The organism is Kamptonema formosum PCC 10802, from assembly GCF_000332335.1.
In the GTDB taxonomy this organism is placed as follows: Bacteria; Cyanobacteriota; Cyanobacteriia; order Cyanobacteriales; family Oscillatoriaceae; genus Oscillatoria.
This window is the reverse complement of sequence record NZ_KB235950.1, coordinates 135,724-155,434: the sequence shown is the minus strand read 5'-3', so window position 1 is coordinate 155,434 and position 19,711 is coordinate 135,724. Positions and strand designations below refer to the sequence as shown.

14 protein-coding genes are annotated in these 19,711 nt (G+C 55.0%); 6 read left to right on the top strand and 8 right to left on the bottom strand.

Annotated features, from left to right (window positions below; translation table 11 throughout):
* Window positions 1-592 (bottom strand): hypothetical protein (locus OSC10802_RS56240; RefSeq protein WP_198525359.1); only part of this gene is annotated, 592 nt, incomplete at its 3' end.
* On the opposite strand from OSC10802_RS56240, the gene OSC10802_RS45190 reads away from it, so the two are divergent.
* Together OSC10802_RS45190 and OSC10802_RS0134490 are read left to right on the top strand one after the other, a co-directional pair.
* Entirely contained in the window at window positions 591-2,360 is a 1,770-nt protein-coding gene (locus OSC10802_RS45190) for a hypothetical protein (RefSeq protein WP_198525358.1), read from the top strand. The genes OSC10802_RS56240 and OSC10802_RS45190 overlap by 2 nt on opposite strands.
* Window positions 2,361-2,711: 351 nt before the next feature.
* Complete coding sequence (locus OSC10802_RS0134490; protein ID WP_017721320.1) at window positions 2,712-9,329, top strand: CHAT domain-containing protein; 6,618 nt, start codon at window positions 2,712-2,714, stop codon at window positions 9,327-9,329.
* A 199-nt stretch (window positions 9,330-9,528) separates the two neighbouring features.
* Here OSC10802_RS0134490 and OSC10802_RS0134485 read toward each other — a convergent pair whose 3' ends face one another.
* The gene (locus OSC10802_RS0134485; RefSeq protein WP_017721319.1) at window positions 9,529-10,242 is read right to left on the bottom strand and encodes a glycoside hydrolase family 108 protein; all 714 of its coding nucleotides are present in this window, start codon (window positions 10,240-10,242) and stop codon (window positions 9,529-9,531) included.
* 210 nt (window positions 10,243-10,452) lie between these two features.
* Complete coding sequence (gene hemC, locus OSC10802_RS0134480) at window positions 10,453-11,430, bottom strand: hydroxymethylbilane synthase (protein ID WP_017721318.1); 978 nt, start codon at window positions 11,428-11,430, stop codon at window positions 10,453-10,455.
* 445 nt (window positions 11,431-11,875) lie between these two features.
* Between hemC and OSC10802_RS45185 the strand changes: the two genes are divergently transcribed.
* Window positions 11,876-12,244 (top strand): hypothetical protein, encoded by a 369-nt coding sequence (locus tag OSC10802_RS45185; protein WP_017721317.1) that lies wholly within the window; start codon window positions 11,876-11,878, stop codon window positions 12,242-12,244.
* Window positions 12,245-12,564: 320 nt separating this feature from the next.
* Here the strand turns inward: OSC10802_RS45185 and OSC10802_RS0134470 are convergent, their stop codons facing one another.
* Window positions 12,565-13,317: a ferritin-like domain-containing protein gene (locus tag OSC10802_RS0134470; RefSeq protein ID WP_017721316.1), complete on the bottom strand. Its 753-nt coding sequence runs from the start codon at window positions 13,315-13,317 to the stop codon at window positions 12,565-12,567.
* Between the two features lie 461 nt (window positions 13,318-13,778).
* Entirely contained in the window at window positions 13,779-13,928 is a 150-nt protein-coding gene (locus OSC10802_RS52055) for a hypothetical protein (RefSeq protein ID WP_155969102.1), read from the bottom strand.
* A 12-nt stretch (window positions 13,929-13,940) separates the two neighbouring features.
* Here OSC10802_RS52055 and OSC10802_RS0134465 point away from each other — a divergent pair, with 12 nt between their 5' ends.
* Together OSC10802_RS0134465 and OSC10802_RS0134460 are read left to right on the top strand one after the other, a co-directional pair.
* Window positions 13,941-15,572 carry a CHAT domain-containing protein gene (locus OSC10802_RS0134465; protein WP_017721315.1) on the top strand — a complete coding sequence of 544 codons (1,632 nt, stop codon included), beginning with the start codon at window positions 13,941-13,943 and terminating at the stop codon, window positions 15,570-15,572.
* 102 nt (window positions 15,573-15,674) lie between these two features.
* Window positions 15,675-16,289, top strand: a complete 615-nt coding sequence (locus tag OSC10802_RS0134460; RefSeq protein WP_017721314.1) for a hypothetical protein — start codon at window positions 15,675-15,677, stop codon at window positions 16,287-16,289.
* Window positions 16,290-16,828: 539 nt separating this feature from the next.
* Here OSC10802_RS0134460 and OSC10802_RS0134455 read toward each other — a convergent pair.
* The 3 genes from OSC10802_RS0134455 to def all read right to left on the bottom strand — a co-directional run bounded on the left by OSC10802_RS0134455 (window position 16,829) and on the right by def (window position 19,333).
* Window positions 16,829-18,157, bottom strand: a complete 1,329-nt coding sequence (locus OSC10802_RS0134455; protein WP_017721313.1) for a PrsW family glutamic-type intramembrane protease — start codon at window positions 18,155-18,157, stop codon at window positions 16,829-16,831.
* Between the two features lie 24 nt (window positions 18,158-18,181).
* Complete coding sequence (locus tag OSC10802_RS0134450; RefSeq protein WP_017721312.1) at window positions 18,182-18,385, bottom strand: hypothetical protein; 204 nt, start codon at window positions 18,383-18,385, stop codon at window positions 18,182-18,184.
* A 354-nt stretch (window positions 18,386-18,739) separates the two neighbouring features.
* Window positions 18,740-19,333, bottom strand: a complete 594-nt coding sequence (gene def / locus OSC10802_RS0134445; RefSeq protein WP_017721311.1) for a peptide deformylase — start codon at window positions 19,331-19,333, stop codon at window positions 18,740-18,742.
* 9 nt (window positions 19,334-19,342) lie between these two features.
* Between def and OSC10802_RS52050 the strand changes: the two genes are divergently transcribed.
* The gene (locus tag OSC10802_RS52050; protein WP_155969100.1) at window positions 19,343-19,498 is read left to right on the top strand and encodes a hypothetical protein; all 156 of its coding nucleotides are present in this window, start codon (window positions 19,343-19,345) and stop codon (window positions 19,496-19,498) included.
* The last annotated feature ends 213 nt before the right edge of the window (window positions 19,499-19,711 follow it).

The following is a 19,711-nucleotide window of genomic DNA, read 5'->3' as shown; positions in this document are numbered from 1 at the left end:
CTATCCCCACACCTGCACCCACACTAGAACCCACACCCATCCCTGTACCGACACCGGCACCCACACCCATCCCTGTACCCACACCGGCACCCACACCAGAACCGATGCCGGTTCCTGTACCAGTGCCGGCACCCACACCAGAACCGACTCCCATCCCTATCCCCACACCGGCACCCACACCAGAACCGATGCCGGTTCCTGTACCGGTGCCGGTTCCTATACCCACACCGGCACCCACACCAGAACCGATGCCGGTTCCTGTACCAGTGCCGGCACCCACACCAGAACCGACTCCCATCCCTATCCCCACACCGGCACCCACACCAGAACCGATGCCGGTTCCTGTACCGGTGCCGGCACCCACACCCGAACCGACTCCCATCCCTGTACCCACACCGGCACCCACACCCATCCCTGTACCCACACCGGCACCCACGCCAGAACCGATGCCGGTTCCTGTACCCACACCGGCACCCACACCAGAACCGACTGCCATCCCTATCCCCACACCGGCACCCACACCAGAACCGATGCCGGCACCCACACCGGCACCCACACCAGAACCCACACCCATCCCTATACCGGCTCCCATGCCTGTGACCGCTCCTGTAGTAGCGCTCGATCCTGCACCGGCTCCAATTTCCATGCCAGTTGGTGCGCCAATTCCTGTACAGGAGCCGGCACTTGCGGGGGAACCAGCATCTATACTCGCTCCCGCACTCACACCGGCACCTGCGCCAAGTTCCCCCAACGATTCTCGCGGATTTTACTTTGAAAACTTTATCCAGTATTATGCCAACCGCAACATTCCCTTCATAAACCTCTTCTTCGATGAAAACTTCTATCTCGCCGAAAACCCAGATGTCGCCGAAGCCGTAGCCAAAGGCATTTTCACCAGCGGCTTCCAGCACTTCGCCGAATGCGGGAAATTTGAAGGTCGCAACCCCAGCACTCTCTTTGACAATCAGCTCTATCTCGCCCAGAATCCTGACGTTGCCGAGGCTGTTGGCAAAGGAATTTATGGCAGTGGTTTTGAACATTTCATGTTGCACGGACTGTTTGAAGAGCGCGATTTAAGGCTGTTGCTGTTTGACGAAGGCTACTATCTCGCCACGAACTCAGACGTTGCCGGTGCTGTCGCTTCTGGCTCCTTCCAAAGTGGGTTTGAACACTTCATCAAATTTGGACAGGTTGAGGGGCGCAATCCCAGCATCCTGTATGACGAAACCTTCTATCTCGCTCACAATCCCGATGTGGCAGAAGCGGTTGCCTCTGGCGTTTACCGCAGCGGATTTGAGCACTTCATGCAGTTCGGTTTAGCGGAAAGTCGCCAATCCTGCGCCCTGTTTGACAGCCAGATCTATCTCGCCCAAAATTCTGATGTAGCTGCAGCAATTGTCCGAGGTGATTTGAGCAGTGGGTTTGAGCACTTCCTGCGCTGGGGTCTTTCTGAAGGGCGTCACTCCCAGCTGCTGCCAACGGACCGCCTGCTTGCAGTTGAAAAATTTACCGAATTTTTGAGTGATGAAGGTCGCGGTGCCCTGGCGGTATTCTATAATGAAGATGCGTATCTTGCGGATAATCCAGATGTCGCAGAAGCCATTGCGAATGGTCAGGGCAACAGTGGGTTAAAACACTTCCTCCAGTTTGCTCCTCGTGAGGGGCGCGGAACGATTTCCCTGTGTTTCAACGAAGACACTTATTTGGCGTCCAACCCGGATGTGGCTGAGTCTGTGGCTGGGGGTGGTTCGCTAAGCGGGCTGGAACACTTCCTGCAGTTCGGTTTATTTGAGGGGCGCGATCCGAGTTTCCTGTTATTTGACGAAAGCTTCTATCTGGTGGAGAATCCGGATGTGGCGGAGGCGGTGGCGAAGGGCGGTTTCACCGGCGGGTTTGAACACTTCCTGAAGTTTGGACAAGCTGAGGGGCGCAATCCCAGCATGCTGTTTGATGAAAGCTTCTATCTGGCTAAAAACCCGGATGTTGCTTCCGCTGTGGTGAGGGGCGCATTTCGCAGTGGTTTTGAACATTTCGTCAAATTCGGATTGTTTGAGAATCGCAACCCCAGCGCGGAGTTTGACAGTCAGCGCTATCTGGCGGAAAACCCCGATGTAGCTGAGGCGGTGGCGAAGGGTGTCTGGCGCAGTGCGTTTGAACACTTCCTGAAAACCGGCTATCTGCAAGGGCGCGCTCGCACTTTGCTGGCGTTTGATGAGCAGGCTTATCTGGCAGCTAATCCGGATGTCGCTGCAGCCGTAGCCGCCGGCACTTATCGCAGCGGGTTCGAGCACTTCTTGGGTTTTGGCCGGTTTGAAGGTCGCGCCGGTGTGGTTCAATATAGAAGTAGCCACTTAGGTTAGAACATTAGACCTTGGGGGCAGGTGTAACGGCTGCGCCAGCAGTTACGCCGATCCTTGGTCCGTGCCCTAAGTCGCTAGCGCTAGAATATAGCACACCTGTGGGAGTCCAGAACTCCGGTTTCTTAAAGAAACCGGAGTTCTGAAATTTAGAGCGTGCCAATGTAGCCGGGCAACATACCCATGCACCGGCTCAACATGGTTCTCCCAGAGTGGGAGAGGGATTTCTCGTCAGGTGGGCGAATGCCCCACAACGAGAGAGGTTGAGAAAAAATGGCGGTGAGGTTGACAAGTCTGAGAATTTAAGGTAGAGTATTATAAATTATAAAAAGTGCAAATCGGGGGAGATCCCTTATGAACTTCGCCGCCGGCTCATTGAGTTCGTTGCTGCTTATTGTTTCTTTTTTCGGCTCACTTGCCTCTGCCAAACCGGCACTCTCGCAACCGATCGCACCGGCACCCGACGGCACCGGCACAACGGTGACGCCAGAGGGTAATAACTTTAACATACAGGGCGGCTCCCTGTCAAGCGATGGCGCGAATCTTTTCCACAGTTTCCAGAAATTTGGCCTGAGTTCTGGAGAGACGGCCAATTTCCTCAGCAATCCCGATATCCGCAATATCCTGGGGCGGGTTGTCGGGGGCGACGCTTCCTATATAAATGGGTTAATCCAAGTCAGCGGGGGGAACTCCAATCTATTCTTAATGAACCCCGCCGGCATCCTATTTGGCCCAAATGCCAGTTTGAATGTGCCGGCATCCTTCACGGCGACAACCGCCACCGGCATTGGGTTTGGTTCGGGCTGGTTTAACGCGGTTGGCAGCAACGATTACAATATTTTAGTTGGGACGCCGAGTGCGTTTAATTTCGCGGTATCACAGCCCGGGGCGATTGTCAATGAGGGCAATTTAACCTTAACATCTGGGAGCAGTCTAACGCTGTTGGGCGGGACAGTAATAAACACCGGCACCCTGACAAGTCCTGGGGGGAATATTACCATTGCGGCAGTGCCGGGTGACAGTGCGGTGCGGATTTCTCAAGAGGGGCATTTGTTGAGTTTGGACATCGAGCCGGCGGCGCTAACAGGGGCGGAGGTTCCGGCGGTACTACAGCCTATGTCTTTACCGCAATTGCTCACCGGCAGACCAGATTTTGGCCACGCCTCTGCGCTGAGTGTGAGTGAAACAGGGGAAGTGTCTCTGACGGGTTCTGGGGTGACAATCCCGGCATCAGGGGGGATAGCTGCCGGCAATATTGACACGAGTTCGGAATCAGGGGATGGCGGGGCGATTACCTTGAATGCCACATCAGATATTATAACAGGTTTTCTGCGGACTGCAGCCGGCGGCACCGGCACCGGGGGGAATATTGCGATTGCCAGCAGTGCCGGTGGGATTAAGACTCGTGCCGGCAAACTAGACGCCAGTTCTGATGATGGGGATGGAGGTTCTGTCACCCTGACGGCGGAACGAGACATTATAACAGCTGAGATTTTATCGGCATCGGTTGAGATTACCTCCACTACCGATGAATCAGGCACCGAGCAGTTGTCATCTAAGGGAGGCACCGGCACGGGAGGGAATATCAGCCTAGAAAGCCGCAGCGGTGCCATTGATACCAGCGCCGGCAATCTGTCGTCTTATTCATTGGAGAGTGATGGGGGTTCTGTCACCCTGAGTGCTTTTGGGGATATTAAGACAGGTGAAATCCGCTCTTCTTCAGGTTTTTACGACCCGAATACATATGCTTGGCTTGGCACCGGCACCGGCAGTGGGGGGAATATCACCCTCACTAGCAGTGCCGGTGGGATTGATACTGCCCTCACTAGCAGTGCCGGTGGGATTGACACTGCCTTGGGCGAGCTATCCTCTTCTTCAAATCAGGGGAATGGGGGTTCTGTCACCCTGACAGCTTCTGGGGATATTAAGACAGCTAACATCTCGTCGTCTGGCACCGGCAGTGGGGGGAATATCGAGATTTCCAGCAGTGCCGGTGGCATTGACACTGCCGGTGGCAAGCTAGACTCTTCTTCAAGTCAGGAGAATGGGGGTTCCCTAACTCTGACGGCTTCAGGGGATATTAAGACAGGTGAGATATCCGTGTATTCTGCTGGCACCGGCAGTGGGGGGAATATCGAGATTGTGAGCAGTGCCGGTGGCATTGATACTACCTCGGGATCGCTATCCTCTTCTTCAAGTCAGGGAAATGGGGGTTCTGTCACCCTGACTGCTTCAGGGGATATTAAGACAGGTTACTTCATATCGTCGAATTCTAATGGCACCGGCAGTGGGGGGGATATCAAACTCACTAGCAGTGCCGGTGGGATTGATACTGACTTCGCTACCAGTGCCGACGATCCTGTCCAGCCCTGGCTAGACTCTTCTTCAAGTGAGGGGAATGGGGGTTCCCTCACCCTGACGGCTGCTGGGGATATTAAGACAGGTGGTATATTTACGAATTCTTATGGCACCGGCAGTGGGGGGAATATCGCCCTCACTAGCAGTGCCGGTGGCATTGATACTACCTCCTACTGGCTGGACTCTTCTTCAAGTCAGGGTCAGGGGGGTTCCCTCAGCCTGACAGCCAGCAGTACAATCACCATAGGCGACATCAATTCCTCGGGCTTATTGCGGGGGGGGGACATTACCATCACCAGCCAGTTGAGTGACATCATCTATCGAGGATTTCTGAATAACTTTTCTGAGAGTGGTGCGGATGGGAAACGCACCACAAATGCTTATGCCGGCAGCCAATCTCCAGGAAATCTCAGCGGGTTGAGGAATATTACGATAGCCGGTGGGGGCAATGACGAGCCAATCGGTGCTAACCCAGACGCCAGCGTCACATCCGATGCCGGGAAGATTAATACTGTCGCAGGGAATGTCACCTTGGGAGCTCACAACGACATTACAGTCAGCCAACCCATAAAAACCTCTTCGATCGCCAGTTTAGAACTGATTGCCGGTCGCAGCATCAACATCAACGCCGACATCGACACCTCAGGAAGCAATGGGGATATCGCACTGCGAGCCAACTCTAACAGCGCTGACCCGAAATATCGTGAATCTGGCCCGGGTTCCGTGACAATGGCACCCGGGACTGCCCTCAATGCCGGCAGCGGCAATATCGTGATAGAATTGGGCACGCTCGGAGAAGTCGGCAACATCACTCTGAGCAATATAAACACGACAGGCGCTCTCACAGTCAATGCCGCAACGGGGAATATCCTGCGCAGCTCAGCCGATTCGTTAATAACCGCCGGCAGTGCTTTCTTACAGACATCTATAATAGACAGCGGCAGGATTGGGTCGCCGGCAGAACCGCTGCGCATAAGCGTTAGCAATTTAGAGGCAAGAGGGGGAAGTAGCGGGGCGTTTTTCGAGTCTCCCGAACTGGGAGTAACGGTAGGCGGCGCTACCGATTTCCCCTATGGGATTGCAACATCAGGTGGGGGTGACGTTTCGCTACGTGCCACAGGGGACATCACGATTATCGAGCCGGTCAGCACTGGTCAAGTCTTTGATGAGAATGCGGGGAATATCATCTTGAATAGCAGCGGCGGTGCCATTAATGCCAGCGCCACTCTCAACTCAAGCGCCGCACAGGGGAATGGGGGTTCTGTCACCCTGACGGCTTCTGGGGATATTAAGACAGGTGAAATCGCGTCGGCTTCTAGTATCATTGGCAATGGGGGGAATATCGCCATCACCAGCAGTGCCGGTGGGATTGACACTGCCGGTGGCGGGCTATTATCTAATTCATATGAGGGGAATGGGGGTTCTGTCACCCTGACGGCTTCTGGGGATATTAAGACAGGTGAAATCACGTCGGCTTCTAGTACCATCGGCAGTGGGGGGAATATCGCCCTCACAAGCCGTGCCGGTGGGATTGACACTGCCGGTGGCGGGCTATTTTCTTTTTCAGTTCAGGGGAATGGGGGTTCTGTCACCCTGACGGCTTCTGGGGATATTAAGACAGGTGAGATCAGGTCGTATGCGTTTGGCCCCGGCAGTGGGGGAAATATCGCCCTCACTAGCAGTGCCGGTGCCATTGATACTACCTTAGGCGCGGGATTATTCTCTTCTTCATTTGAGGGGGAGGGAGGCACAGTCACCCTGACGGCTTCTGGGGACATTAAGACAGGTGACATCTGGTCGTCTTCTGGTGGCACCGGCAGTGGGGGAAATATCGCCCTCACTAGCAGTGCCGGTGGGATTGACACTGTCTCCGGCAGGCTATTATCTGCTTCAAATCTGGGAAATGCGGGTTCTGTCACCCTGATGTCTTCTGGGGATATTAAGATAGCGCAGATTGAGTCAATGGCGGGTTTTAATGCGTTGGGCGCGAGTGCGTCTGAGATAACGTTCACCCCAGTTCCAAACACCACCGGCACCGGCGGAGACATCACAATAGAAAGTAGCCGTGGTGGGGTAGATACCAGCACCGGCTCACTCAACACCATGTCTTCCGGGGGCACTGCCGGCAGTGTTACTATTAATGCTGCCGGACACGTCGAAATCCGCGACATCCGCTCAGACGGCGGATTGCAAGGCGGCAATCTTAGCATCCGCAGCGACAGCCCCAATAGTATAAATGTCGGCGGCAACCTAGACACCTATTCTGACAGTGGCACTGCCGGCAATATCACCCTATCGAGTCCGGGTAGAATTGCCCTAACGGGTGACATCACCTCCTATGGAAGCACCGAAAGTGGGGACATTACTGTCACCAGTGAGAGCAATAACGTCACGACAAATTCTATCACCACTCAATCGGGAAACGGCCCCAGCGGCAATATCACTATCAACGGCAATAACATTGCGGCAGGCAACCTCGACTCCATCGGCAGCACCGGCGCGGGCAATATTCAAGTGCGTGCCGGCAACAGCGTCACGACTCTTAATATACAGTCGCGCACAGATGAGGGGAATTCTGGTAATATAGAAGTGATAGCCCCTGGCGACATCAACACCGGCGACCAAACCACAAGCACCGGTGATGGCAATACCGGCAACATCACTAATACTGCCGGATCTGATGTCACAGCCGGCAACCAAACGGCAAGCGCCACCAATGGCAATACCGGCAACATCACAAACACTGCTGATGGGGATGTGACAGCCGGCAACCAAACCGCAAGCGCCACCAACGGCAATACCAGCAACATCACTAATACTGCCACTGGCAACATTACCGCCGGCAACCAAACCACCAGCGCCGTCGGAGGGAATTCTGGGAATATCACCAATACTGCCGGATCTGATGTGACAGCCGGCAACCAAACCACAAGCGCCGTCGGAGGGAATTCCGGGAATATCACCAACACTGCCGGTGGGAATATAACAGCCGGCAATCAAACGGCAAGCGCCACTAATGGGAATTCCGGGGATATCGCAAATAGTGCCGGTGGGAATATAACCACCGGCTTGCAAACCACAAGCGCCACAGGTGGAACTGCCGGCACGATAACCAACACAGCTGGCGGCAGCATTACGACAGGCAATCTTACCCCCACCGGCATCAATGGAAGTGGTAACATCACTGTCACTAGCGCCAGCGGACCAATTAACACCGGTCAAGTGCGCACAGATACAGGAAGAGTGATAATTCAGGTGTCTGAAGATAGCAGCATCAACCCCAACATATCAAACCGCCCAACTCCCACCGCCGACAATAACAATACCACAGTCAGCAACAGCGCCCAACAAATCTTAACAAGTCTGAATGTGAGCAGCAGCAGCCCGCTGGCGGTCAGTTCCGCTGAAACTATAGCGCAGCTAGAGCAAACCCGGGAGCGGGAATTTGCCAACTACTTCGGCTCAGATATCTCTAACCAGCTGACAACCACAGAAAGCATCCGAGAAGCTCTGTCAACCATTGCTTCCCAAACCGGCAACCGCTCTGCTATAATATATGTCACCGCACTGCCCGACCAATTGGAACTGGTAGTTTTCCCGCCGGAAGGTCAGCCAATTCGCAAGACTGTCCCCGCCGCCTCTCGCGAGGAACTCCTGAAAGTTGTCGTAGCGTTTCGCACTGAAGTTACCAACACCCTGAAACGGAAAACCACCAGCTATTTGAAACCGGCACAGCAGCTCTATCAGTGGCTGATTGCGCCAATCGAGCCGGAATTGCAAGCCGCTAAAATTGACACCCTGCTGTTCAGTATGGATGCGGGGTTGCGCTCTTTGCCGGTGGCGGCGCTGCACGATGGCAAACAGTTTCTCGTGGAAAAATACAGTCTGGCGCTTATTCCGAGCGTCAGTTTGACCGATACGCGCTACCAGCCCCTACAGGGGAAACAAGTCCTGGCAATGGGGGCGTCTGAATTTCCCGAGCAAAAACCTTTGCCCGCCGTGCCGGTGGAGCTTTCTGAAATTACCCAGAAGTTGTGGCAAGGCAAAGCATTCTTGAATCAGGACTTCACGCGAAACAACCTGATAGGACAGCGCTATAATTCTCCCTATCCGATGATTCACCTGGCAACTCATGGCCAATTTCTCCCCGGAAACATCAGCAATTCTTACATTCAGCTGTGGGACGAGAAACTGCGCCTGGATCAGCTGCGCAACCTTCGCCTGAACAATCCGCCGGTGGAGTTGCTGGTGCTGTCTGCCTGTCGCACAGCAATAGGGGATGAACAGGCGGAATTGGGGTTTGCCGGTTTTGCGGTTGCAGCGGGAGTCAAGACAGCCGTCGCCAGTTTGTGGTATGTTAGTGATGCCGGCACTTTAGCGCTGATGACCGAATTTTACCGGCACTTGGCGGATGCCAAGATTAAGGCGGAGGCGCTGCGTCAAGCACAGCTGGCGATGATTCGGGGAGACGTGCGCATAGAAGGAGGTGAGTTGCGCCAAACAGGGATTCGTGACGGTGTTGCGTTGCCGGCACAATTGCGCAACGAAGGTTCTCACAATCTATCCCATCCCTATTATTGGTCTGGCTTTACCATGATTGGCAGCCCGTGGTAAACACAATGGGGTGTATTAGGGAGCATCCCATTTTTATAATCCCCCTCACCCCCAACCCCTCTCCCACAAGGGGAGAGGGGAGAATTCTTGATTTTTCCCCCCTCTCCCGCCCTGGGAGAGGGGGGTTAGGGGGGTGAGGGTGACAGTCTTTGCAAAACAGGATGATCCCGGTGCGTTCCGCGAAGCGGAACGCTACAAGTTACTTAGACTGCTTTAAAAGCTCAGCGATTTCGTGCAGCAAACTGATAGCCTGCTCTAATTTATCAGCAATCTTCTCTTTATTTTCAGCACTTACACCCGACGAAGGGGGAGATGAAGGCGTCACCGGCGCTGGGGATGAGTCCTTCTTCGCCTCTTCCGTTTTCCCCGCATCCGCCTTGGAAGCAGCTTCACCATCCAGCTGACTGATCACTTGCAGCAAATCATTATCCCGCCTCAGCCATCCCTTAAGATATCGGCTGTCGCTGGGATTTTTCTGAACTCTCTCGTGACGGGCATCAATACGAGCTTGACAGTAAAGTTTCGCAGTTTCCAGAGTGTTTTTCTTCTCCAGCGCTGCCACTGTTTTCTGGCCAAATTTGCCATCAACGGGCAAAACGCCCAGCGCTTCTTGCAACAGTTTAAGGCTGCCGGTGATGCCAAAATTCACAGCGCTGTCAAAGTGAACAATTGCGAGCGGCAGACACATCGTATCCGCTTTAGAAGCTTTCCAGTAATCATTATAGTAAATATCCTCAACCTCAGTCTCCGTAATTTTCAGCACCGGCTGCAGGGGCAGACTTTTCCGTTTGCGATAAGTATCGTAAGTAACTTGCATAATTCCGCGATTCACCGTACCGCTAGGGGTTGCGCCCCCTTCCCACTGGAGCGTGAATCGCAGAGCGGTTTGAAAGCCATCAAGTGATTGAGCCATATTCTAGATTTTGGATTTTAATCTCCCCAGATCAACGCTTTCCCTGAGCCAGAAACCGGGTTGCTGTAAGAAACCCGGTTTCTCCGCTCCGCTACGCTATATCTGCATTCATCGGCGTTCATCTGCGGGTTTTAACCATTGAGCTACTGGTGAGATTCGACCGCATCTAGCTCTCATCAGGAACCCAATCGAAAATCCAAAATCCAAAATCTAAAATCGCTCGCTCCGCTGGATTTGGGCGAAGATTTCATCCAAAATTTCCTGGGCACCCATTTGCCGCAACCGGCTCGCGAGCTCCACGCCCAGCTGCTCAGCGCTCTCAGCCGCGCCGGTGACGGTATCTCTCACCAGTCGCTTGCCATCCAGACTGGCAACCATGCCGGTTAAAGTCAGCTGCTCCCCTTCAATGTGGGTGTTCACCCCAATAGGAACTTGACAGCCGCCTTCAAGTGTGCGCAAGAAAGCGCGTTCCGCGTAGCAGCGCTGGGCGGTGGGGGTGTGTTCCAGCGATTTAATCAGATTGAGGGTTTCCGTGTCGCCGGCGCGGCACTCAATGCCGAGGGCACCTTGCCCGACAGCGTGCAGGGAGATTTCCGGCGGGATGACTTGATGGATGCGATCGCTCATTTCGAGCCGGTGCAAGCCGGCATACGCCAAAATCAGGGCGTCGTACTCACCGGCATCCAATTTCGCCAGCCGCGTATTCAGGTTCCCCCGGACATCCTTAAACTCCAAGTGGGGGAAGTGGTGGCGCAACTGGGCGAGGCGTCGCAGCGAAGAAGTGCCCACCACAGCGCCCGCCGGCAGCGTGGAGAGCTGCTTGTCTCTGTGCTTTTCGTGAACCACAAGGGCGTCAGCGGGGTTTTCCCGTTCCGTGACGCATCCGAGCACCAACCCTTCCGGCAAATTGGTGGGCAAATCTTTCAGGGAATGCACAGCGAAGTCCGTCTCGTTGTTGAGCATTCCCAGCTCCAATTCCTTGGTAAACAGCCCCTTATCGCCAATCTTGGCCAAAGCGACATCGAGGATTTTGTCTCCCTGAGTGGACATGGTGTGGACTTCAAAACTGCGCTCCGGGAAGCGCTGCTGGAGCTGTTCTCGCACCCAGTAGGTTTGAACCAGGGCGAGTTGGCTTTTGCGGGAACCGATGCGAACGGTGGGTGTGGGAGCGGAAACAGTTGACGACATAAAGCAGTAAATGGGAAGGATTAGCGCCCTCACTCTCGAAGGGTGGGGCGGCGCGTGCCGGAGGTGCGAGACGCCTGTCCCGCACCGGGGGACATGAAAGACAATCTACTAATCTAGACTACTGCAGGGGGGGACTGCAATAAATTTATGCCGTCAATCGCTGAACTCCCACTCCGAAAGCCTCAGCCGCGCTGAGCGAGCCCTTCGGCAGCCGTGGACACCGGCTGTTTGCTAGACGGGGAACTCACAGCCACTGCCAGCCTATTTCTGAACAGACCAGAATCTAGGCTTCCCCGATTGGAACAGACCGGCTGGTTGACAGGTTGTGGCAAGCTGCCCCTCAGGTTCTTCAGTATATTCACGTATTTTTTTTTGTGAACTTTCCGGATGTCTGCGTGTTATCCCAGAAAACCCGGAATGTTGAATGTTACCAAACGACACACCAATGACCGTAAGACTACACTTTCTCAGAGATACCTTCCTCAAGCAAAGCACAGCCCAATCCAGCACTCTGCCAGATTCGCAGAAGCAGATGATTCCTCAAGGAACCACTCTGGTTATTCTGGCTTACTTAACTGGGCAACCAGAGAATCACATCAAGATTACCCTCAAGGACATTGCCTTCAAGGGCTTCAACAGTTGGTACGTCTATGCGGATCACGTCAAAATTGTGTATTCTCCTCCGTATCCCCTCGATCCCTACGTCTCTACAGTCATCCCCAACAGCTGGAATACCTTCAGCTCAGATGGCGAGACAATGAATAGCGACCTGGAGCCGCAAAATCTAGAGTCTGGCATTAAAACAGCCGTCTAATCCCAATTTCCTTGCTTCCTCTCGTTCCCAGGCTCCGCCTGGGAACGAAGTTCTGGAGGCTCTGCCTCCTTTCTCTCCCAAGCAGATTAAAAGCATAACAGCTAAAACTCCACCTGAATAAAAGACAGCCTGCTGGCAATGTAGGGACGCGACCTGTCGCGTCCCCACACGTCTTGTTTGCGCTGCGAGAGATGCTCTCTTATCGCGCGATTATAGCGGTTTTCAGTTGGATCGAGTACATGCCAGAAACCCGGTTTCTTAAAGAAACCGGGTTTCTCAGCACCTCACTCAGATGAAAACCGCTATAAATTGAAATTGCCCTAAGCCGCCGCAATGGAAGCGCCGGACTCAGACAGATCCGCCGGCGCACCATCCTGAACCAAAGAAGGGCGCTCTTCTCCTCGCACAAAACTGCCAACCATCGCCAGCAGCGCACTCACCTTGCGGGTGCGCCACTCACAGATCTCCCGCTCCACCGCAGCCGCCGGCAGCCGGCGCTGCATTGCCTCATACAAATAAGCCGCATGGCCGGTTTCATCCTTAGCGACACTCAGCATTCCCTTCTTCAGCGAAGCGCTGCGCGGCTCATCCTCAGGCAGCACATTCGCCATGCGCTCGAAATCCTTGCTCGCATCCAATTCCAGGATATACGTGCTAGCAAAAAACACCGTCCAGTCAATCGTATCGGGCTTCAATTGCTCTTGCTCATAGCCCTCAAAGTAGGCAGCAAAAAACGGGCTGCGCTTCGGTTTCTCTTGCTTGCCCCCATCAGTCTTGGGCAGACTCTTGAAGTCAATCACTTGCTTGTTCAGCTGTTTCAGCGCTTGGGCGAAAATCTGCCCGTGCCGGCGCTCATCAGCTGCGTGGCGCTCCAGTTTCTCTGCCAGCCAAGTATCCCCCTCACGCGCAGCGCGCTGGCTGAGCGCTTCCAGAAACGGAACCGAACCGGATTCTGCCAGCTGTAACCCCGCTAGGGTATTCGGTCGAGTCAGGGGATCGCGCAAATTCCGCGCCGAGAAATAGGCAGCAGCGCCAGAACCGGCAAGGTGCAGCAGATGAGTCCAGAAGTTCATAGAAGATGGCTGTCTCGTAACGTTAGGCAGATAATATTTTATCGCTAGGGATTGCTAGATGTTGCTCGCTGTGATACAATGATTTTATAGGGCTACAGCCCGCCGCTGCCGGTGGCCGAGGTGAGCCGGCATGGGCTCAATTTCAAACGGAAACTTTAATAAAATTAACCGCCACAGTATCGCTGTCTTTCCCCAGTGAATACTGCGTGTGTTTTCTGACACTCCTGAACGTTAATAGCTCCCAGCCAGCCGGCAGATTGTCCCCCACTTGTGCGGCGGAACGAGCGAGGCCACTGCTGTTCGCATTATAGCGTTTCTCATATTAGTGAGGTACAGAGAAACCCGGTTTCTTAAAGAAACCGGGTTTCTGGACTATAGTTCATCCAACTGAGAACCGCTATATACGGCATATTACCATTTTATCTCCCTTACTGTCAGGCGCACAAAACAAGAATCGAATTTTAATGGCAAGTCGGTTGCATGACGGTTTTCCGAGAGCGAACTTCTAGCAAATCTGGGTCAGAGGCGGGATTTCGGTCGCGCCGGCGCACCGGCAATCGCCATCGCACGCCGCCACAGAACAGATACACTGAGAGAAAAGCTCCTACCACCCTCAGTTTTGAATGTCTCCGTCTGAGAGTCCCAGCCTGAGCCTCTGCGCAGCACGCCTAAAAGCCACGGGGGCAGAACACTTCGCCATCTGGGTCCTGAAAGCGCCCTACCCCAGTGGCTACGTCCACGAGGACTGCATTTGGCCAATCGAATTGACCCAGACTTGGCACGCATGGCAGCAGCTGTTTTCCACGCTCCAGCCACCAGCCACTCTCCCTTCCAGCCAGACGGCAGCCAGCGCCTCCCTGCAAGAAATCCCCCTCTCCCCCTCTTCGCAGCCACTGAGCAGCCGGCTGATGCAGCAGCTGGGGTTGAGCCTGTGGCAGTGGCTGTTTGCCGGCTCAATTCAAAACAGCTTCGCCCAAAGCCGGGGCATTGCCATCGGACAGGATAAACCCCTGCGGCTGCGGCTAGAAATTCGCGACCCAGATTTAATCGCCTTACCGTGGGAAATCATGCAGCCCGTCGCCGGCTTCCCCGCCATTTCTCTCAACCCGCAGCTGCTGTTTAGCCGCACCACCAGCGATGTAGAACCCCTCTGCGAGAAGCGCACCAGTCAGTTCTTAAATATCCTGCTCGTTTTAGGGCAAGACGCCCTGGCGCAAGCCGGTGGCAGCCCGCCCCGCCTGCAGCTGCAGCAAGAAGCCGCTAACCTAGCTCAAATCCTGCAGCAGTGCGGAAAAACTGACACTGCTAGCAGCGATTGCAGCACAGTTTCCTGCAAAGTCGATACCCTCATTCAGCCCACACCGGCAGAACTGATTGACCGCCTGAAAACCGGCACTTACAATATCTTTTTTTATGCCGGTCACGGCGTGCCGGCACCCGACGGCGGACAGCTATTTTTGAGAGCGAACACGGCACTCAGCGGCACAGAATTGGCGCAAGTCCTGGTGTCTCGCAGCGTCACCTTAGCGGTATTCAATTCCTGCTGGGGAGCCCAACCCGACCGGCACAACCGGCAGCCGGTACCCCGCAGCAGTCTAGCGGAAGTGCTCACGCATCATGGCGTGCCCGCAGTTTTAGCCATGCGCGACGAGATTGCCGATCTCGAAGCCTTGAGTTTTATTCAAGCTTTTGCCAGAGCTCTGGCGGAGAGGGTGCCGGTGGACAGAGCCGCCGCCGCCGCCAGACAGCATTTGCTAACACTCTATAAATTCAACCAGCCGGCTTGGACGCTGCCGGTGCTCTACATGCACCCAGAATTTGACGGCGCGCTCATCGAGCCTAAAAACGATCTGAGTACAGACCTGCCAGAAAATTCTACCACCTTTATCCGGCGGCGCATCCCCCAAGCCTTTTTGCGGTCGCCGGAAGCCGCTGGCAAAGTTTGCCCAATTCGCGGCGGGCTGATGCGCGTGGGACGCCTGTCAGAGAATGATTTAGTAATAGAGGAGCGGTGGGTGTCTCAAAGACACGCCGAGATTTTCTGCCGCGACAGCCTCTCAAACGACGCTGTGCCGGTGTATTTCCTGCGGGATTTTTCTCGCTACGGCACCTTAATGCTGGTGGGGGACGGCTGGCAAAAAGTCCACCATCAAGAAGTTCCCCTGCCCTCGGGCGTGCGGCTGAAATTTGGCAGTTCTCAGGGCCAGATTTGGGATTTTGTCATAGAAAACTCGCAACCGCCCACTGGAAATTAGGCCGGCTGGCACAGCGGATTGCGGAACTGGCTGAGGTGCCGGTGTAGCTATCGGAGGGAAATCGGCACACCCGCCCGCCGCACTCACACCACCGACAGACCTATGGATTCTCAATACTCTCAACCACCGGCAGCCCAGGCTGAACTGGAACTGCTAGAAACACTCCTGCTGGCTGACCAAGCTTACCCCTGGAATCCCGCAGAACCGCAGTCGGAAGCCTTCTTTGCAGCTTTGGAACAAGAGTTTGCCCTAGAAGACTGGCCTGGAAATGAACTAGCCGCGCAAGCGCAAGCCTTCTACACCCAGCTGGAGGGACTCTGGCCGGCAGCTGCCCCCGCAGGGGAATCGCTTGCGGGCAGGGCGATCGCATCTCTCCAGGCATCTTTGCGCCGGCAGTTTGCCGCCCGCCTCCCCGAGGAGTGGCTAGATGAGATCGCACACAGCGCGGCACAGCTGCTGCCAGCCAACCTCTCCCTGGGGGAAAAGCTGGTGCGGTGCGCCCGCGCCCTGCTGCCCCAGTGGGCAGAGGAAGATTTGCAGGTGCTGGCCCGACCCTTGGCCTACGCCATGCGGGGAAATGAAGCCGCCGCCATTGAATCGGCAGTAGCCGGTGTGCGACAGGTCCCGCCGGCGGAGCTGTCAGAAATTGAACAAGCCCGCTTAATTTTGGCAGTCGCCCGCTATGCCTTGACAGAATTGCAGAATTATGATAATTAAAGCCCAAAGTTAGTAGTTGGGCTTTAGCCCAAGGTTTGTATAGCAGCAGTCATATTGGTTCGGACATCAGTGGCCTAGGGAAAAAAGGCGTAGGACAGGCGTCTCGCCTGTCCTAAGAAAAGGCGTAGGATAGGCGTCCCCTCCGTAAGCGTTGCGGGACGCGACAGCGTCCTTCCTACTTTCCTAACCTAAATGAATACTGCTATAGTTGGGCTTTAGCCGAAGGTTTGTAGTTGGGCTTTAGCCCAAAGTTCGTAGTTGGGCTTTAGCCCAAAGTTTGTAGTTGGGCTTTAGCCCAAGGTTTGTAGTTGGGCTTTAGCCTTAGGCTTTTAATCTTCCTATCTGCCCAAAGGAAGCTGAGCCTCCTGGAAGGCGTTATCATGAGGAGCCTGGGAAGGAGGGATAGAGATGTAAATATTCTAATTAAATACAAAATGTATGTTTTATTTCCGCTGATTACTTTGTCTTGCGGAAAAGGCTTTCCTGCCGTTTTTATCAATCCAAAATCCGGGCATCTAAAATCCCAAATTGATATTATATTAATTCCCCGGGCCGGTGATACGGGTGGCGAAGTTTTGGGAGCGGGTTGGGGAGAGGGAGCGAGCTTTGAGAATAGCTGCAGCCAAAAAGGCATAGGAAACAATTCCCACAAAGGCCAAGAGGAAGACACTGAAAGTGCCGGTGGCATTCCAGAGGGCGTGCAGCGCGGCGGCGCTCAGGTAGCCAACCGTCAGGATCAGCCAGCGCTTCTTAGATTTGAGGACACTCAGACCGATGAAATATCCCAGATAGCCGCTATAAGCCATGTGACCGGCGATCGAACCCAAAAGGCGGGGAATCAGCAGCTGCAATCCCACCAGTTGGGCGATGTCTTTTCCCCCTTGCAGGGTGACATTCTGCATAATATTAGGGATGTATTGCCCCAGGGTTTCCAGCAGGGTGAACCCAACGGCAGAAGCCGTTCCCAATAAAATGCCATCCAGGGGCTCCCAAACCCCCAAACGCTCTCGCCACGGGGATCGCAGCCTGGTTCCGATCAGATAGGCGAGCAGCACCGGCAGCGCCTTGAGCAGTTCCTCCATCAGCCCCGCCCCAAAAAACATCCGGAGGAGCAAGACGGGGAAGCTCAGGGACTCCCTTTCGCCGGGGAGGCGTCCGGGGAGGATTTCGCGAAACACCACCAAAAAGCCGGTTAAAATGGGGCTGAGCAAGATGACAACCGTAATCAGCGCAGTGGCGAACAGCCACCACCAAGGTTTGCGCACTCCGCAGAGCTGGTAGACAAAATAGTAGGCCACTCCCGCCAAATAAGCCGCCAGCAGCAGATTGAACCCCACCGGGTTGCCGATCGCCGCAAACATCAGCACCACAAAGGCCACGGTAACGGCCATCGGCACCAGGTATGCCTTGCGCTTGAGATCCCGACCGGTAGAGAGAATGGGAAATAGCTGCGTCAGGGTGACGGTATCCGGTTGGGGCGTTCTGGGTGGGGGTAACTGTGTCGCCCCCGCGAGTTCAAAGATGAATTCCGGGCCATTATTGCCCAGAGTGATGCGGTCGCCTGCTTCCAGCGACCGGCATCCCTGCACGCGCTGGCCATTGACATAAATGCCATTGGCGCTGTTGAGATCGCAAATTTCCCAACTGGGCGGTGTTGAGCCGGCTGCCGTGCTGGCGAGGGGGCGGACTGCAGCGTGCCGGCGGGAGACGCCACCGTATTCGCTGGAATCCAGGACAATGTGGCAGCTGGGATCTCGCCCCACCGTCACTTCCTGGGTTGCGGACAGGGGGTGGACGGGGGGTTGAGCGGCTGTGCCGGCGGCGGAAACCTGCCGCAAGGTAGCGCCAGAGGTTGGGGTGGCTGTCATGGGTGGGGTGAGAAGCTCACAAGCTTACTGGTTGGCTCGGGCATCCCGCACTGCCGCATAAAAGAGCAGAGCAACCGCCGGCACGCTAAGAGCCAGAATGATGCCGGTGGTCAAATTCCCCAGCTGGGGGTGGCCAGAGGACAGCTCGAAAATCGAGCCAACCGCCGCTATCGCAGCGATGCAGGATGCTCCCAGGAAAATACTACTTTTCGGGCTTATAGGAATCACGAGGCAGAACCGAACGACTATCTAGAGCCTAGCTTATCAATATGCCTGTGGAATTTTGCCGCAGAGTGCTGTGGGGCTAAAGCCCAACTGCGAACGGTGGGGCTAAAGCCCAACTACAAACCTTTGGGCTAAAGCCCAACTACTACAGTAATATTCACTTAGGTTCGGACACACTCGTCGGAAAGGAACCCCTATCCTACGATATCCCGACGTAGGGCAGGCGTCTCGCCTGTCCTAACCTAAGTGGTTAGTGCTATAACGGTGGGGCTAAAGCCCAACTACGAACTTTTGGGCTGAAGCCCAACTACGAACTTTTGGGCTGAAGCCCAACTACAAACGGGGGCTAAAGCCCAACTACGAACGGTTCTGATTTTGAGGGCTGCCTTGGGCGAGGGGTTTGACGGCGCGAGGCGAGAACTTGTGTTTGGTGAGCTCCTCGGTGAGCGCCAGCTGATTTTCCACCCGATCGACAAACAGCACGCCGTTGAGGTGGTCCATCTCGTGCTGGATGCAGCGGGACAAAAGCCCCGTGGCGGTTAGGGTTTTCGGACGCCCCAGCTCGTCTTTGTAAGTGACTTCGATCATTTCTGGGCGCGTCACATCCAGATAGACTCCCGGAATGCTGAGGCAACCTTCTTGGTAGACGCACAGGTCGCCGCTCAAGCCCTTGATGGTGGGGTTCACCAAAATCAGGGGCAGTTTGGCGGGGTTTTCCGGTTCGACATCTACTACTATGAGTTGCTTTTGGATGGCGACTTGGGGTGCTGCTAAGCCAATCCCATCGGCGCAGTACATGGTTTGCAGCATTTCGCGCACCAGAAGCCGGATTTCGTCATCCACCTTGGCAATCCTTTTGGCGTTCTGCCGCAGAGCCCGGTCGCCGAGATAGTGTATCTCTAGCGGGGGTTTGGCCAATTTTTTCTTTTCAACCTGCAAGTCAGCGCTCATGTGGGTGGGGTGTTAGTCTGTGTCCTTTTCGATTTTAACTCGCCGGGGCTCGGCCCGCCGCCGCGCTCTCCCGCCTGTCCGGGGGGGCGCTGGGTGCCGGTGGGTGTGCCGGTGGGTGTGCCGGTGACAGCCGGTTGGGTGGCCAATACGCAGGGCGAAGCATGAGCATCAACCTAAAAACTCAAGCCGCAGGGTGCCGGTGCGGTATGCTGAGTTTGTAGAGTTGCCCTTTTATTTAAATTAAATTTTGCACCGGCAGACTTTCAGTCAATAGCGGCGCTGCTGGGAAGCAGACTGTTTTGGGTCTTGATCACGGCGCAAGCGCCTATAGCGCGACGCCTGTCCTACGAGGTATAGACGTAGGGCAGGCGTTCCCTC

Coding starts and splice junctions, on each gene's coding strand:
- OSC10802_RS0134465 (WP_017721315.1), top strand. CDS start 13,941: ATGTCTCCGTCTGAGAGTCCCAGCCTGAGCCTCTGCGCAGCACGCCTA.
- def (WP_017721311.1), bottom strand. CDS start 19,333: ATGAGCGCTGACTTGCAGGTTGAAAAGAAAAAATTGGCCAAACCCCCG.
- OSC10802_RS0134455 (WP_017721313.1), bottom strand. CDS start 18,157: ATGACAGCCACCCCAACCTCTGGCGCTACCTTGCGGCAGGTTTCCGCC.
- hemC (WP_017721318.1), bottom strand. CDS start 11,430: ATGTCGTCAACTGTTTCCGCTCCCACACCCACCGTTCGCATCGGTTCC.
- OSC10802_RS0134490 (WP_017721320.1), top strand. CDS start 2,712: ATGAACTTCGCCGCCGGCTCATTGAGTTCGTTGCTGCTTATTGTTTCT.
- OSC10802_RS45185 (WP_017721317.1), top strand. CDS start 11,876: ATGACCGTAAGACTACACTTTCTCAGAGATACCTTCCTCAAGCAAAGC.
- OSC10802_RS0134470 (WP_017721316.1), bottom strand. CDS start 13,317: ATGAACTTCTGGACTCATCTGCTGCACCTTGCCGGTTCTGGCGCTGCT.
- OSC10802_RS0134460 (WP_017721314.1), top strand. CDS start 15,675: ATGGATTCTCAATACTCTCAACCACCGGCAGCCCAGGCTGAACTGGAA.
- OSC10802_RS0134485 (WP_017721319.1), bottom strand. CDS start 10,242: ATGGCTCAATCACTTGATGGCTTTCAAACCGCTCTGCGATTCACGCTC.
- OSC10802_RS45190 (WP_198525358.1), top strand. CDS start 591: ATGCCTGTGACCGCTCCTGTAGTAGCGCTCGATCCTGCACCGGCTCCA.